This window comes from Pseudomonas sp. PDM24 (assembly GCF_019218905.1).
In the GTDB taxonomy this organism is placed as follows: domain Bacteria; phylum Pseudomonadota; class Gammaproteobacteria; order Pseudomonadales; family Pseudomonadaceae; genus Aquipseudomonas.
In genome coordinates this window covers 150,397-165,140 of record NZ_JAHUWR010000004.1, presented here as the reverse complement: position 1 = coordinate 165,140, position 14,744 = coordinate 150,397, and the positions used below count along the sequence as shown (strand labels likewise).

The window sequence follows — 14,744 nt, the reverse complement described above, 5'->3', positions numbered from 1 at the left end:
GGGTTTTGCACGCGTCATAAGAACGGTGCATGACCTGTAGGAGCGAGGCTTGCCCGCGAAGGGGCCCGAATTGACACCGCACAAGCCCCAGACAAACAAAAACGCCCCCGACCTTGCGGTCGGGGGCGTTTTTTTAAGCGCTAACTAAGTCGAAACTCAGTTACCAGCTTTCTTGGCAGCGCGGGTACGCTCGCTTTCGCCCAGGATCTTCTTACGAAGACGGATGGACTTAGGAGTGACTTCGCACAATTCGTCTTCTTGAACGAATTCCAGAGCCTGCTCCAGGGTGAAGCGGATAGGCGGAACCAGAGCGATGGTTTCGTCTTTACCCGAAGCACGCATGTTGTCGAGCTTCTTGCCTTTGGTTGGGTTGACGCCCAGGTCGTTGTCGCGGCTGTTGATGCCGACGATTTGACCTTCGTACACGTCTTCACCGTGACCCAGGAACAGTTTGCCGCGAGCTTGCAGGGTTTCCAGCGAGTAAGTCAGCGCCTTACCGGTAGCAACCGAAACCAGCACGCCGTTCTGACGGCCGGACATGTCGCCGGACTTCATCACGTCGTAACGGTCGAAGATCGAGGTCAGGATGCCTGCACCGGAGGTCAGGGTCAGGAACTCGTTACGGAAACCGATCAAGCCACGAGCCGGGATGTTGTACTCAAGGCGCACACGGCCCTTGCCATCCGGAACCATGTTGGTCAGGTCGCCTTTACGGATACCGATCTGTTCCATGATCGAACCTTGCGATTCTTCCGGCAGGTCGATGGTCACGTTTTCGTACGGTTCGTGCTTGACGCCGTCAACCATGCGGATGATCACTTCCGGACGACCAACACCCATTTCGAAGCCTTCGCGACGCATGGTTTCGATCAGTACCGAGAGGTGCAGCTCACCACGGCCGGAGACTTTGAACTTGTCGGCGGTGTCGCCTTCTTCAACGCGCAGAGCAACGTTGTAGAGCAGTTCTTTATCCAGACGTTCCTTGATGTTACGGCTGGTGACGAACTTGCCTTCTTTACCGCAGAAAGGCGAGTCGTTTACCTGGAAGGTCATGGAAACGGTTGGCTCGTCAACGGTCAGCGGCTTCATCGCTTCGACGTTCAGTGGGTCGCACAGAGTGTCGGAGATGAACAGCTGGTCGAAGCCGCTGATGCAGACGATGTCGCCGGCAGCTGCTTCTTCAACGTCGATGCGGTGCAGGCCGTGGTGACCCATCAGCTTCAGGATACGACCGTTACGCTTCTTGCCGTCGGCGTCGATAGCAACAACCGGAGTGTTCGGCTTGATGCGACCACGAGCGATACGGCCAACGCCGATAACACCCAGGAAGCTGTTGTAGTCCAGAGCGGAGATTTGCATCTGGAACGGACCGTCACGGTCGACTTTCGGCGCAGGTACGTTGTCGACGATCGACTGGTACAGCGGAGTCATGTCTTCAGCCATGTCGGTGTGTTCCAGACCGGCAATGCCGTTCAGGGCCGAGGCGTAGACGACTTTGAAGTCCAGCTGTTCTTCGGTAGCACCGAGGTTGTCGAACAGGTCGAAGATCTGGTCCAGAACCCAGTCCGGACGCGCGCCTGGACGGTCAACCTTGTTGATCACCACGATTGGACGCAGGCCGGCTTCGAAAGCCTTCTTGGTCACGAAACGGGTTTGCGGCATAGGGCCGTCTTGAGCGTCAACCAGCAGCAGAACGGAGTCAACCATCGACATTACGCGTTCAACTTCGCCGCCGAAGTCGGCGTGGCCCGGGGTGTCCACGATGTTGATGTGGTAGCCGTTCCAGTTGATGGCGGTGTTTTTCGCCAGAATGGTAATACCGCGCTCTTTCTCCTGGTCGTTGGAGTCCATCACGCGCTCGTCGTTGAGCTCGTTGCGCTCCAGGGTGCCGGATTGACGCAAGAGTTTGTCTACCAGGGTGGTTTTACCATGGTCAACGTGAGCAATGATGGCGATGTTGCGTAGATTTTCGATCACTTGTGTATCTCGATCAGAGGATTCGGTGTGCTGACAAGTCTTGGCAGCGATTTACAGTAGAGTCCGGCAAAGCCGTTACAGCTTGACGGCGGCGTCGGGGGGCCGGTGACGCAGGCCACAGGCAAACAGCCCCGGGCACTTAGCTCGGTCGATAAACGCGCACATTGGCATGCCCCTCACTGAGCAAATGGTGGGCATGCAGGCGACTCATCACGCCTTTGTCGCAATACAGCAGGTACTGGCGAGTAGGGTCCAGTTCCTTGAAACGAGCGTTCAATGCATAAAACGGCATCGTCTGCACCTCAATGCCAGCAAGTTCCAGCGGCTCGTCTTCAGCGGCATCCGGGTGACGGATGTCGATGATGATCTGGCCCGCCAGAGCTTCGCTGACTTCTTCGATCTGCAAATCCTGGCCCAATTCGTCGATTACGCGATCGATCGGCACCAGTTTGGCGTTCTCGAGCGCACGCTCAAGGACCGCCATGTCGAATTCTTTCTCTTCATGCTCCACGCGCGGACGCTTGGCGTGGGTCTTTGGGTTCACCGAGATGACCCCGCAGTATTCCGGCATATGCTTGGCGAAATCGGCAGTACCGATTTCGTTGGCCAGGTCGATGATGTCCTGCTTGTGACTGGCGATCAGCGGGCGCAAGACCAGCTTGTCGGTCACGCAGTCGATCACGGACAGGTTCGGCAACGTCTGGCTCGACACCTGGGAAATCGCTTCGCCGGTGACCAGCGCTTCGATCTCCAGCCGATCGGCAATACGGGAAGCAGCGCGCAACATCATACGCTTCAAAACTACGCCCATATGACTGTTATCGACTTTCCCGAGAATTTCTCCCAGTACTTCCTCGAACGGCACACTGACAAATAACACGCGTTGGGAGCTGCCGTACTTCTTCCAGATGAAGTGCGCGACTTCCATGACGCCCAGTTCGTGGGCTCGTCCGCCCAGATTGAAGAAGCAGAAATGGCTCATCAGCCCGCGGCGCATGATCTGGTAGGCGGCGACGGTGGAATCGAAGCCACCGGACATCAGTACAAGCGTCTGTTCCAGGGCACCCAGCGGATAACCGCCGATGCTGTTGTGCTGGCTGTGGATCACGAACAACCGTTTGTCGCGAATTTCGATGCGAACTTCGATTTCCGGCGCTTTGAGCGAGATTCCGGCGGCGCCGCACTGACGACGCAGTTGGCTGCCGACGTATTTCTCGACGTCCATGGAGCTGAATTCGTGCTTGCCGGCACGCTTGCAGCGCACCGAAAAAATCTTCCCGGCCAGGGCGTCACCGAAATGCTGCTTGCACTTGGCGACGATGTCGTCGAAGTCGCCCAACGGGTATTCATCGACCTGCAGGAAATGCGCGATACCCGGCATGCAGCTCAGGCGCTCGGTCATCTCCTTCAGGGCTTTCGGCTCGCTGACGCGGGTTTCCAGCTCGAGATTGTCCCACACACCGTTGACCACCACAGCCGGGTCCAGATCGCGGAGCACGGTACGGATGTTTTTGGCCAACTGGCGGATGAAACGCATCCGTACCGGGCGGCTCTTGATGGTGATCTCGGGGAAGACTTTTACGATTAGTTTCATGAAAACAGCGCGCGCTGGGCCAGCCGAAAAAGGGGGGCGCGGATTATAGCGGAAATTGCTCAAGGTTTAACCAGTTAATGTGCAGAAGGTTTTGTGCGCACCAAAACAGGTCATTTATGGAATTCGACGCTACATTACAGGGCGAGGTTTGGCGCTTTTCGAGGCTTTGCACCTTTATAAGCGTGATATTGGGGCAAAAAACCCATGGTGGGGCACTGGCATGCAATTTGCTCCCTTGTGAGGCAGGTTGCCTTGGCAGAGTATTCGCGCCGGCATCACCCACATTCTAAGGGCATCCACTACTAAGCCCGAAGCCACCCGGAGGACACTATGTCGAAGTCGGTTCAACTCATCAAAGATCATGACGTCAAGTGGATTGATCTGCGCTTCACGGACACAAAAGGCACTCAGCACCACGTGACCATGCCGGCTCGCGATGGGCTGGATGAAGCTTTCTTCGAAGAAGGCAAAATGTTCGACGGTTCCTCCATCGCTGGCTGGAAAGGCATCGAAGCTTCCGACATGATCCTGATGCCGGACGACAGCACTGCCGTTCTCGACCCGTTCACCGAAGAGCCGACCCTGATCCTGGTTTGCGACGTGATCGAGCCTTCGACCATGCAAGGCTACGACCGTGACCCACGTGCGATCGCCAAGCGTGCCGAGGAATACCTGAAGTCGACCGGTATCGGCGACACCGTATTCGTTGGTCCAGAGCCTGAATTCTTCATCTTCGACGAAGTGAAGTTCAAGTCCGACATCTCCGGTTCGATGTTCAAAATCTTCTCCGAACAAGGTTCGTGGATGTCCGACCAGGACGTGGAAGGCGGCAACAAAGGCCACCGTCCAGGCGTCAAAGGCGGCTACTTCCCTGTTCCGCCGTTCGACCACGACCACGAAATCCGTACCTCCATGTGCAACGCCATGGAAGAAATGGGCCTGGTCATCGAAGTTCACCACCACGAAGTGGCGACTGCCGGTCAGAACGAAATCGGCGTGAAGTTCAACACCCTGGTTGCCAAGGCTGACGAAGTTCAGACCCTGAAGTACTGCGTACATAACGTTGCTGATGCATATGGCCGCACCGCGACCTTCATGCCTAAGCCTCTGTACGGCGACAACGGTTCGGGTATGCACGTTCACCTGTCCATCGCCAAAGATGGCAAGAACACCTTCGCTGGCGAAGGCTATGCCGGCCTGTCCGATACCGCTCTGTACTTCATCGGCGGCATCATCAAGCACGGTAAGGCTCTGAACGGCTTCACCAACCCGTCGACCAACTCCTACAAGCGTCTGGTCCCAGGTTTCGAAGCGCCAGTGATGCTGGCTTACTCGGCTCGCAACCGTTCGGCTTCGATCCGTATTCCTTACGTGTCCAGCCCTCGCGCTCGCCGTATCGAAGCTCGCTTCCCGGATCCGGCAGCTAACCCGTACCTGGGCTTCGCTGCACTGTTGATGGCTGGCCTGGACGGCATCCAGAACAAGATCCACCCTGGCGACGCAGCTGACAAAAACCTGTACGACCTGCCGCCTGAAGAGGCGAAAGAGATCCCACAAGTTTGCGGCAGCCTGAAAGAAGCCCTGGAAGAGCTGGACAAAGGTCGTGCGTTCCTGACCAAAGGCGGCGTTTTCAGCGACGACTTCATCGACGCTTACATCGCCCTGAAAAGCGAAGAAGAAATCAAGGTTCGCACCTTCGTACACCCACTGGAATATGAGCTGTACTACAGCTGCTGATCCGGTAGCGCCGCGCTACGCGGCGTGACAAAAGAGAGGCCTCCTTCGGGAGGCCTTTTTTATGGGCGACCGTCTGTCATCGGATGCCCGGTTGCGTGCATCATGGCTTTCATCCGATAAAGCCGAGATGCCCCATGCGCCTACGTCCATGCCTTGCCCTGCTCACCGCCCTGCTGGCCAACAGTGCTTTTGCCAGCCCGGCACCTGCCGCCCTCGCCCCGTTGCTTGGCACCATCGAAGAACGCCTGGCGATTGCCGATCAGGTCGCGCTGAGCAAATGGGACAGCGGCAAACCTGTCGAAGACCGGCAGCGCGAGCGCGAAGTCATTGCCGGTGCTGTCGCTCTGGCACCTGCCTATAAATTGAGCAACGAAGCCGTCGAACAGTTCTTCTCGGCGCAGATCGAGGCCAACAAACTGGTGCAATACGCGCACCTGTCTGACTGGCATGCCCAAGGCAAGGCGCCCAATGATCCTCGCCCCGATCTCATCGGGCAGATCCGCCCCCAACTTGATCAGTTACAAAAACGCCTGCTGCAACAACTGGCCGATTTCAGCCCTTATCGCAACGACCCGCAGTGCCCGTCATGGCTGGCCAAGGCCAATAAAACCGGCGCCCAAGCGCCACTGCGAAAACTCGCCCAGGTACGCGCCACCGCCGAGTTGTGCAGCGCCAGCCGCTGAGCCGGTCTGCCGGCGTGCGCTGAAGTGCTCTATGCTGTCGCCATGAACGGAACAGGGCCGGACACTTGCCCAACGGCCAATGGAAGCCTGCAATGCGCTCATTGTTGTTATGCCTGCTTGTGCTGATCGCCCTGCCCGCCGCCGCGCAGATCTACAAATACACCGACGCCAACGGCAACACCGCGTACAGCAATCAACCGCCCGATGGCGTAAAGGCTCAGCCCGTGGAGTTGCCACCGCTCAACAGCGTCGAGCTTCAACCTCCGAGCGAACCTGTAGCGCCTGCGCAAGCCAGTAGCCGCGAACAGCCCGGCAGCGCCTATCAAGTACTGGAGCTAACCGGCTTGCCCACCGAAGAAGCCCTGCGCGCCAACAACGGCACGTTCACGGTCAGCGCATTGATCCAACCGCGCCTGCAAGGCTCTCATCGATTCAGGCTGTTACTGGACGATCAACCCTACGGCCAACCGAGCAACGTGCCGATTCTGCAACTGGTGAACATCGACCGTGGCGAACACCGCCTCGCGGTTCAGGTGATCGATGGGCAAAACGTGGTGCAGCAGAGCCCCACCGTGACCTTCACCGTACAACGGGTGCATAAGCCTTGAGGTACTGGCTGTTGGTCGCATGCCTGATCGGCCTGCCGGCATTGGCCGAGGTTTTTACCTACATAGACGCCCAAGGCAATCGGGTCTTCACCGATCAGCCGGGCACCCGTAATGCCAAGCGTGTACCACTGGCGACCAGCAATCGGATGTCGGCCAACCCGAGCAGCACCGCGCCAATGACGGCCACGAAAGCCAAACCACTGTTTCATTACGACATGCTTCGTGTGCTGGTGCCGGACCCGGATGCCACGATCCGTAGCACTGCCGGTGAATTGATCGTCAGCGTTACCAGCGAACCCGGCCTGCAACAGGGCCATCGCTATCGCCTGCTACTGGATGGACAACCCACCGCCGAGCCTGGCCCGAGCCCGGTGTTCGCCCTGAGCAACATCGATCGCGGCAGCCACAACCTGTCGGTGGAAATCCTCGACGAACAGGGCCGTACCGTCGAACGCACGGCCAATCAACCCTTCCACATGCAGCGCATTTCCCTCGCGCAGAAACGTCAGGTCAAACCCTGCGTCCTTACCGACTACGGCCAACGGCCGGAATGCCCCCTCAAAGACAAACCCGAAGAAGAAAGCTCCTTCTGGCGCTAATGCCCGTGTAGGAGCCAGGCTTGCCGGCGAAAGCGCTCTTAAGGACGCCTTCGTCGGCAAGCCTGACTCCTACATGTCCGACCTTCCTGCGCTTCTTTTACTTCGTTCAGGTTTGCGCACTATATTGGTGCAATAGAGTGCACAGTACTCACAACACAACCCATTTTGGTTCGAAAGTACCCGCAAAAGCTGGCAGAACGCCACGCAAATGAGCGTTAAACGCCTGTTTCAGGCTCTAAACGCTTCTTTTCGGAGCCTTGGTTTGGTTTTTGCATTTTCCCCGTATCGGCGCGTTATTCATGCGCATGCCCTGCTCCAAAAGAGGTCCTGATGACCATTAGCGACGCACTACACCGCTTGCTACTCGACAACCTGACCACCGCAACCATTCTGCTCGACGCCGAACTGCGCCTTGAGTACATGAACCCGGCGGCGGAAATGCTGCTGGCCATCAGCGGCCAGCGTAGCCATGGACAGTTCATCAGCGAGTTGTTCACCGAATCCACCGAGGCGCTGAACTCCCTGCGCCAGGCAGTCCAGCAGGCGCACCCGTTCACCAAGCGCGAAGCGATGCTCACCGCCCTCACCGGCCAGACCCTGACCGTCGACTACGCCGTGACACCGATCCTGAGCAATGGCAATACGCTGCTGTTGCTGGAGGTTCACCCGCGTGACCGCTTGTTGCGGATCACCAAGGAAGAGGCGCAGCTGTCGAAGCAGGAGACCAGCAAGATGCTGGTACGCGGCCTCGCCCATGAAATCAAAAACCCGCTCGGCGGGATTCGTGGCGCGGCTCAGTTGCTCGCCCGTGAATTGCCGGAAGAAAGCCTGCGCGATTACACCAACGTCATCATTGAAGAAGCCGATCGCCTGCGCAATCTGGTGGATCGCATGCTCGGCTCCAACAAATTGCCGTCACTGGCCATGTGCAATGTCCATGAAGTGCTGGAGCGCGTGGGTCAGCTGGTAGAGGCCGAAAGTCAGGGCTGCATCACTTTGGTGCGTGACTACGACCCAAGCATTCCGGATGTGTTGATCGATCGCGAACAGATGATTCAGGCCGTCCTGAACATTGTGCGCAACGCGATGCAGGCCATCAGTAGCCAGAACGAGCTGCGCCTTGGCCGCATCAGCTTGCGTACCCGCGCCATGCGCCAGTTCACCATCGGTCACGTGCGCCACCGCCTGGTGACCAAGATCGAAATCATCGACAACGGCCCGGGGATCCCCGCCGAGCTGCAGGAAACCATCTTCTTTCCCATGGTCAGCGGTCGCCCGGACGGTACCGGGCTGGGCCTGGCCATTACCCAGAACATCATCAGCCAGCACCAGGGCCTGATCGAATGTGAAAGCCATCCAGGCCACACCACGTTCTCGATCTTTCTGCCACTGGAACAAGGAGCCACATCGACATGAGCCGTAGTGAAACCGTGTGGATCGTCGATGACGACCGTTCTATCCGTTGGGTCCTGGAAAAAGCCTTGCAGCAGGAAGGCATGACCACGCAAAGCTTCGACAGCGCCGACGGCGTGATGAGCCGCCTGGCGCGCCAGCAGCCGGACGTGATCATCTCCGACATCCGCATGCCGGGTGCCAGCGGCCTGGACCTTCTGGCACGGATTCGCGAACAGCACCCACGACTGCCGGTCATCATCATGACCGCGCACTCCGACCTGGACAGCGCTGTCGCGTCCTATCAGGGTGGCGCGTTCGAATACCTGCCCAAGCCGTTCGATGTCGACGAAGCGGTTTCACTGGTCAAGCGCGCCAACCAGCATGCTCAGGAACAGCAAGGCCTGGAAGTCCCGGTCGCCCTGACCCGTACGCCAGAAATCATCGGCGAAGCACCGGCGATGCAGGAAGTGTTTCGCGCCATCGGCCGCTTGAGCCACTCCAACATCACCGTGCTGATCAATGGCGAATCCGGTACCGGTAAAGAACTGGTGGCCCACGCCCTGCACCGTCACAGCCCACGGGCGGCCTCGCCGTTCATTGCGCTGAACATGGCGGCGATCCCCAAGGATCTGATGGAGTCCGAGCTATTCGGCCATGAAAAAGGCGCTTTTACCGGCGCGGCTAACCTGCGTCGCGGGCGTTTTGAGCAGGCTGATGGCGGCACACTGTTCCTCGATGAAATCGGCGATATGCCGGCGGACACTCAGACGCGCTTGCTGCGGGTATTGGCGGACGGTGAGTTCTACCGTGTCGGCGGTCATGTGCCGGTGAAGGTCGACGTGCGCATCATCGCCGCGACTCACCAGAATCTGGAAACCCTGGTGCATGCCGGAAAATTCCGTGAGGACTTGTTCCACCGCCTCAACGTGATCCGCATCCACATTCCACGGCTGTCGGACCGTCGCGAAGACATCCCGACCTTGGCCAAGCATTTCCTCAGCCGCGCCGCGCAAGAACTGGCAGTGGAACCGAAGCTGCTGAAAAGCGAAACCGAGGAATACCTGAAGAATCTGCCGTGGCCAGGCAACGTGCGTCAGCTGGAGAACACCTGCCGCTGGATCACGGTGATGGCTTCGGGTCGCGAAGTGCACATCAGCGATCTGCCGCCAGAGCTGCTGAGCCTGCCGCAGGATTCGGCACCGGTGACCAATTGGGAGCAAGCGTTGCGTCAGTGGGCTGATCAGGCGTTGGCTCGCGGCCAGTCGAGTCTTCTGGACAGTGCCGTGCCAGCCTTCGAGCGGATCATGATCGAAACCGCCCTCAAACATACCGCCGGCCGCCGCCGCGACGCTGCCGTGTTGCTGGGTTGGGGCCGCAATACCTTGACGCGCAAGATCAAGGAATTGGGGATGAAGGTTGATGGTGGGGATGATGATGAGGGGGATGAGGGCTAGTCAGGCCTTCGTCGTTCTCTGGATCCATTCGCGGGCAAGCCTCGCTCCTACAGGTTTTGTGCCAAGCCGTCTTTTGTGGCTGACATCAAACCCATGTGGGAGCGGGCTTGCTCGCGAAGAGGCCATCACATTCAACATTGATGTTGAATGACACACCGCTTTCGCGAGCAAGCCCGCTCCCACATTTAGAACTCAATGCACCGCGGCAATGCACCGTGAACCGCAATCGAGCACGACAACCGATCTGAAACCCCGCCTTCATTTGCAAAAAAAACCATAACGCAGAAACACAAAAACCCCGAATTACGGGGCTTTCAGCGCTGTTGGGCGGCTTTCTGTTGCAACTTGTTAAAAACTGGCACGCCCCCTGCAATAGTCCATTCAGTGATTCGATTCACTACCCAGTTTCGGGGACCTTGGTACAGGCAGGCCGGGGATTCCCCTCTTTACACCGGGCTCATACCGCAATTGCGACGAGCCCATCCCGTTTTGGGGTCCTTGGTACAGGCAGGCCGGGGATTCCCTCTTTACACCGGGCTCACGCCGCAATGCGCGAGCCCTACCGTTTTGGGAACCTTGGTACAGGCAGGCCGGGGATTCCCTCTTTTATTGCTCTCGGAGATGGATCTCCAGCCGCCAGCGGTCATCGACCTCGCTACCGGCCCACTCGCCCTGCAGCGGCCGGGCCGCCACCAGCGTCAGCAACAGTCCCCCATCACTCAAACGCGTTCGCCAGTTCACGTCCTTGCCGTTGAGCTTGAGCTGACCTTTCTGTGCCTTGCCTTGCGCCTCGAACAACAGCGCCACGCTGCCGTCGACTATCTCGCCGTGGGTTTTGGGTTCGTTGTTGAACCACACCACCAGTCCATCGTTCGTCACCTCGACTTGCTCTAAAACACTGGGGTCGGGCGCGGTCAGGCGACCGATCATCAGGCCCACCATCACCCCGACAATCGCCAGCGAAGCCATCACCCTTGGGAATAGTTTCGAACGAGGGTCCTTTGGCGGCGTAGAATGCCCGTCATCTTTACCTTCGGAGCCGTGCATGTTTCACGTCATCCTTTTCCAACCAGAAATTCCGCCGAATACCGGCAACGTTATCAGGCTGTGCGCCAACAGTGGCTGCCACCTGCATTTGATCGAACCGCTGGGCTTCGAGATGGACGACAAGCGTCTGCGCCGGGCCGGCCTCGATTACCATGAGTATGCCACCCTGCAACGCCACGCAGACCTCGCCAGCTGTCTGGAAAGCCTCGGCCATCCCCGGCTGTTCGCCTTTACCACCAAGGGCTCGCGGCCCTTTCACGACGCCAGTTTCGCCGAGGGCGATGCCTTCCTGTTCGGCCCGGAAAGTCGTGGCTTGCCGGCCGAGGTGCTCGATGCCCTGCCTAGCGAACAACGCCTGCGCCTGCCGATGCGCGAAGGCTGTCGCAGCCTGAACCTGTCCAACACCGTGGCCGTCGCGGTTTACGAAGGCTGGCGTCAACTCGGGTTCAAGTAACACCGCATAACAAATGTGGGAGCGGGCTTGCTCGCGAAGGGGCCATAACATTCAACATCTTCGTTGACTGTTACACCGCTTTCGCGAGCAAGCCCGCTCCCACATTGGACTTGCTTTGACGCACAGACCGCTTACTGAACGGTCGGAGTCTCGCCAGCCGCCTGCATACGTTGCAGCTCTTGTGCGTACAGCGCGTCGAAGTTCACCGGGGCCAGCATCAGGGCCGGGAACGAACCACGGGTCACCAGGCTGTCCAGGGTTTCGCGAGCGTACGGGAACAGGATGTTCGGGCAGAACGCACCGAGCGTGTGGCTCATCGAAGCATCGTCCAGGTTCTTGATCAGGAAGATCCCGGCCTGTTGAACTTCAGCGATGAACGCCACTTCTTCACCGTTTTTCACGGTGACCGACAGAGTCAGCACGACTTCGTGGAAGTCGCCTTCCAGAGCCTTCTGACGGGTGTTCAGATCCAGACCGACACTCGGCTCCCACTGCTGGCGAAAGATCGCCGGGCTTTTCGGGGCTTCGAAGGACAAGTCGCGTACGTAGATGCGCTGCAAGGAGAATTGCGGTGCGGTTTCTTCTTCGCTAGCTGCAGTGTTCTGTTGGTCAGTCATCTCAGATCCTTTCTGATCTCGGGTCTTGTAGGGTTGGCTATTTCAAGTAAGGCAGTCAGGCCTTGAGCAGGGCGTCGAGCTTGCCGGCGCGCTCCAGGGCAAACAAATCATCACAGCCGCCAACGTGGGTGCTGCCGATCCAGATCTGTGGCACGGACGTTCGTCCGGCTTTCTGAGCCATCGCGGCACGCACCTGCGGCTTGCCATCGACCTTGATCTCTTCGAAGGCTACGCCTTTGTTCTCGAGCAGGTACTTGGCTCGCGAGCAATAAGGGCAGTAATCGCTGGAATAGACGACGACGTTGTTCATATCACTTCACCAGCGGCAGATTGTCGGCTTTCCAGCTGGAAATACCGCCAGACAGCTTGGCGGCGGTGAAGCCGGCTTTCATCAGTTCGCGGGCATGAGTGCCGGCAGTCTGGCCCATGGCGTCGACCAGGATGATGGTCTTGGCCTTGTGCTTTTCCAGTTCGCCGACGCGAGCGGTCAGTTTGTCGTGAGGAATGTTCAACGCGCCAACAATGTGACCAGCGGTGAAATCCTTGGTCGAACGAATGTCGATCACAACGCCCGCGTCCTTGTTGACCAGCCCGGTCAGTTCACCGGTGCTCAGGCTGCGGCCGCCGCCTTGCATCTGATAAGCGATCAGCAACGCCAGCAGTACGACGAAGATACCGACGAGCAAATAGTGGTTAGTGGCAAATTCAATCAGGTGAGCAACCATCGAAGGAGGTTCCAGGGCGTTAAAATGTCGGCCAGTATACACAGCCACTATGGTGGGCCAAACCCCGTCCGGCGGTGACGGCGTCGGAACTTCGCTTTAAACTCCTACTCCCTTTTCCATCGCCCTCTTTTAATTCAGCCACGAGTGGAATCCATGACTACCACGCCTAAACCTTTGGTCCTGATTATTCTCGACGGCTTCGGTCACAGTGAGAGCCCTGAATCCAACGCCATCTATGCGGCGAAGAAGCCTGTACTGGACCGCCTGTGGGCTACCGTACCGAACGGCCTGATCTCGGGCAGCGGCATGGACGTCGGCTTGCCGGACGGCCAGATGGGCAACTCCGAAGTCGGCCACATGAACCTTGGCGCCGGCCGCGTGGTGTACCAGGACTTCACCCGCGTGACCAAAGCGATCCGCGACGGCGAGTTCTTCGAGAACCCGACCATCTGCGCCGCGGTGGATAAAGCCGTTGCTGCCGGCAAAGCCGTGCACTTCATGGGCCTGCTGTCCGATGGCGGCGTTCACAGCCACCAGGATCACCTGGTCGCCATGGCTGAACTGGCCTACAAGCGCGGCGCCGAGAAAATCTACCTGCACGCGTTCCTTGATGGCCGTGATACGCCACCGAAAAGCGCTCAGTCGTCGATCGAGTTGCTGGACGCGACCTTCGAAGCCCTCGGCAAAGGCCGGATCGCCAGCATCATTGGCCGTTACTACGCCATGGACCGCGACAACCGTTGGGATCGCGTGTCCCAGGCCTACAACCTGATTGTCGATGGCGCCAGCGAATTCAACGCCGCCACCGCACAGGAAGGCCTGCAAGCCGCGTACGAGCGTGGCGAGAGCGACGAATTCGTCAAAGCCACCAGCATCGGTGAACCGGTGAAAGTCGAAGACGACGACGCCGTAATCTTCATGAACTTCCGCGCCGACCGCGCTCGCGAGCTGACCCGCGTGTTCGTCGAAGACGATTTCAAGGAATTCGAACGCGCTCGCCAGCCAAAACTGGCCGGTTTCGTCATGCTGACCCAATACGCCGCCAGCATTCCCGCGCCGTCGGCCTTCGCCGCGAGCAGCCTGGACAACGTGCTGGGCGATTACCTGGCGAAAAACGGCAAGACGCAGCTGCGCATCGCCGAAACCGAGAAGTACGCCCACGTGACTTTCTTCTTCTCCGGCGGTCGCGAAGAACCGTTCCCGGGCGAAGAACGCATCCTGATCCCGTCGCCGAAAGTCGCCACCTATGACTTGCAGCCCGAGATGAGTGCCCCGGAAGTCACCGACCGCATCGTCGATGCCATTGAAAACCAGCGCTATGACGTGATCGTGGTCAACTACGCCAACGGCGACATGGTCGGCCATAGCGGCGTATTCGACGCGGCAGTCAAAGCGGTTGAATGCCTGGACCTGTGCGTCGGCCGTATCGTCGAGGCGCTGGAAAAAGTCGGCGGCGAAGCCCTGATTACCGCTGACCATGGCAACGTCGAGCAAATGTCCGACGAAACCACCGGCCAGGCGCACACTGCACATACCACCGAGCCGGTGCCGTTCATCTATGTCGGCAAGCGGGACTTCAAGGTCCGCGACGGCGGCGTGCTGGCGGACGTCGCGCCGACCATGCTGATGTTGCTGGGGCTTGAGAAGCCTGTGGAAATGACCGGGACTTCGATTCTGGTGTAATCCGCCCTATCAAACACCGCCAAAACCCTGTGGGAGCGGGCTTGCTCGCGAATGCGGTGTATCAGTCGACATCAACGTTGCCTGACACACCGCATTCGCGAGCAAGCCCGCTCCCACATTGGTTTTGCGGTGTTTTTTTGTCCAGTTATCACACAACCCCAATTGGGCATT

At 58.6% G+C, this 14,744-nt stretch carries 14 protein-coding genes; 8 read left to right on the top strand and 6 right to left on the bottom strand.

The features are described 5' to 3' along the window. Positions 1 to 156: 156 nt before the first annotated feature. Both typA and thiI read right to left on the bottom strand, forming a co-directional pair. Positions 157 to 1,977, bottom strand: a complete 1,821-nt coding sequence (typA, locus tag KW837_RS15390) for a translational GTPase TypA (RefSeq protein WP_007907857.1) — start codon at positions 1,975 to 1,977, stop codon at positions 157 to 159. Between the two features lie 139 nt (positions 1,978 to 2,116). Beyond that, a complete protein-coding gene (thiI, locus tag KW837_RS15385; protein ID WP_192346687.1) occupies positions 2,117 to 3,571 on the bottom strand; it encodes a tRNA uracil 4-sulfurtransferase ThiI in 1,455 nt (484 codons plus the stop codon). Positions 3,572 to 3,901: 330 nt separating this feature from the next. On the opposite strand from thiI, the gene glnA reads away from it, so the two are divergent. The 6 genes from glnA to ntrC all read left to right on the top strand — a co-directional run bounded on the left by glnA (position 3,902) and on the right by ntrC (position 10,047). Beyond that, entirely contained in the window at positions 3,902 to 5,308 is a 1,407-nt protein-coding gene (glnA, locus tag KW837_RS15380) for a glutamate--ammonia ligase (protein WP_007907861.1), read from the top strand. Positions 5,309 to 5,442: 134 nt separating this feature from the next. Then, positions 5,443 to 5,991 carry a chorismate mutase gene (locus KW837_RS15375; protein WP_218396971.1) on the top strand — a complete coding sequence of 183 codons (549 nt, stop codon included), beginning with the start codon at positions 5,443 to 5,445 and terminating at the stop codon, positions 5,989 to 5,991. 92 nt (positions 5,992 to 6,083) lie between these two features. Further along, positions 6,084 to 6,599 (top strand): DUF4124 domain-containing protein, encoded by a 516-nt coding sequence (locus tag KW837_RS15370; RefSeq protein WP_218396970.1) that lies wholly within the window; start codon positions 6,084 to 6,086, stop codon positions 6,597 to 6,599. After that, positions 6,596 to 7,198: a DUF4124 domain-containing protein gene (locus KW837_RS15365; RefSeq protein WP_218396968.1), complete on the top strand. Its 603-nt coding sequence runs from the start codon at positions 6,596 to 6,598 to the stop codon at positions 7,196 to 7,198. Before KW837_RS15370 ends, KW837_RS15365 begins: the two co-directional genes overlap by 4 nt. A gap of 330 nt (positions 7,199 to 7,528) precedes the next feature. Continuing rightward, positions 7,529 to 8,614: a nitrogen regulation protein NR(II) gene (gene glnL / locus KW837_RS15360; protein ID WP_008068785.1), complete on the top strand. Its 1,086-nt coding sequence runs from the start codon at positions 7,529 to 7,531 to the stop codon at positions 8,612 to 8,614. Beyond that, positions 8,611 to 10,047, top strand: coding sequence for a nitrogen regulation protein NR(I) (gene ntrC, locus KW837_RS15355; protein ID WP_007897405.1), 1,437 nt, complete (start codon positions 8,611 to 8,613; stop codon positions 10,045 to 10,047). Before glnL ends, ntrC begins: the two co-directional genes overlap by 4 nt. A gap of 606 nt (positions 10,048 to 10,653) precedes the next feature. On the opposite strand, the gene KW837_RS15350 is transcribed toward ntrC, so the two are convergent. After that, positions 10,654 to 11,094: a hypothetical protein gene (locus KW837_RS15350; RefSeq protein ID WP_218396966.1), complete on the bottom strand. Its 441-nt coding sequence runs from the start codon at positions 11,092 to 11,094 to the stop codon at positions 10,654 to 10,656. Between KW837_RS15350 and KW837_RS15345 the strand changes: the two genes are divergently transcribed. Further along, positions 11,093 to 11,548 carry a tRNA (cytidine(34)-2'-O)-methyltransferase gene (locus tag KW837_RS15345; protein ID WP_008068783.1) on the top strand — a complete coding sequence of 152 codons (456 nt, stop codon included), beginning with the start codon at positions 11,093 to 11,095 and terminating at the stop codon, positions 11,546 to 11,548. The genes KW837_RS15350 and KW837_RS15345 overlap by 2 nt on opposite strands. A gap of 131 nt (positions 11,549 to 11,679) precedes the next feature. Here the strand turns inward: KW837_RS15345 and secB are convergent, their stop codons facing one another. Genes secB through KW837_RS15330 form a run of 3 tightly spaced genes read right to left on the bottom strand, consistent with a single transcriptional unit; the run spans position 11,680 to position 12,890 of the window. Further along, positions 11,680 to 12,165 (bottom strand): protein-export chaperone SecB, encoded by a 486-nt coding sequence (secB, locus tag KW837_RS15340; protein ID WP_007897410.1) that lies wholly within the window; start codon positions 12,163 to 12,165, stop codon positions 11,680 to 11,682. A gap of 55 nt (positions 12,166 to 12,220) precedes the next feature. Further along, complete coding sequence (gene grxC / locus KW837_RS15335; protein ID WP_053153180.1) at positions 12,221 to 12,475, bottom strand: glutaredoxin 3; 255 nt, start codon at positions 12,473 to 12,475, stop codon at positions 12,221 to 12,223. 1 nt (position 12,476) lies between these two features. After that, on the bottom strand, positions 12,477 to 12,890 hold the full coding sequence (locus KW837_RS15330; RefSeq protein WP_007897412.1) for a rhodanese-like domain-containing protein: 414 nt from the start codon (positions 12,888 to 12,890) through the stop codon (positions 12,477 to 12,479). Between the two features lie 153 nt (positions 12,891 to 13,043). Between KW837_RS15330 and gpmI the strand changes: the two genes are divergently transcribed. After that, positions 13,044 to 14,573, top strand: coding sequence for a 2,3-bisphosphoglycerate-independent phosphoglycerate mutase (gene gpmI / locus KW837_RS15325; RefSeq protein ID WP_218396963.1), 1,530 nt, complete (start codon positions 13,044 to 13,046; stop codon positions 14,571 to 14,573). The last annotated feature ends 171 nt before the right edge of the window (positions 14,574 to 14,744 follow it).

Excerpts from the sequence above, each read along its gene's own strand:
- grxC (WP_053153180.1), bottom strand. The coding sequence starts at position 12,475 with ATGAACAACGTCGTCGTCTATTCCAGCGATTACTGCCCTTATTGCTCG.
- KW837_RS15375 (WP_218396971.1), top strand. The coding sequence starts at position 5,443 with ATGCGCCTACGTCCATGCCTTGCCCTGCTCACCGCCCTGCTGGCCAAC.
- gpmI (WP_218396963.1), top strand. The coding sequence starts at position 13,044 with ATGACTACCACGCCTAAACCTTTGGTCCTGATTATTCTCGACGGCTTC.
- secB (WP_007897410.1), bottom strand. The coding sequence starts at position 12,165 with ATGACTGACCAACAGAACACTGCAGCTAGCGAAGAAGAAACCGCACCG.
- KW837_RS15330 (WP_007897412.1), bottom strand. The coding sequence starts at position 12,890 with ATGGTTGCTCACCTGATTGAATTTGCCACTAACCACTATTTGCTCGTC.
- KW837_RS15350 (WP_218396966.1), bottom strand. The coding sequence starts at position 11,094 with ATGCACGGCTCCGAAGGTAAAGATGACGGGCATTCTACGCCGCCAAAG.
- KW837_RS15370 (WP_218396970.1), top strand. The coding sequence starts at position 6,084 with ATGCGCTCATTGTTGTTATGCCTGCTTGTGCTGATCGCCCTGCCCGCC.
- thiI (WP_192346687.1), bottom strand. The coding sequence starts at position 3,571 with ATGAAACTAATCGTAAAAGTCTTCCCCGAGATCACCATCAAGAGCCGC.
- glnA (WP_007907861.1), top strand. The coding sequence starts at position 3,902 with ATGTCGAAGTCGGTTCAACTCATCAAAGATCATGACGTCAAGTGGATT.
- glnL (WP_008068785.1), top strand. The coding sequence starts at position 7,529 with ATGACCATTAGCGACGCACTACACCGCTTGCTACTCGACAACCTGACC.
- ntrC (WP_007897405.1), top strand. The coding sequence starts at position 8,611 with ATGAGCCGTAGTGAAACCGTGTGGATCGTCGATGACGACCGTTCTATC.
- KW837_RS15345 (WP_008068783.1), top strand. The coding sequence starts at position 11,093 with ATGTTTCACGTCATCCTTTTCCAACCAGAAATTCCGCCGAATACCGGC.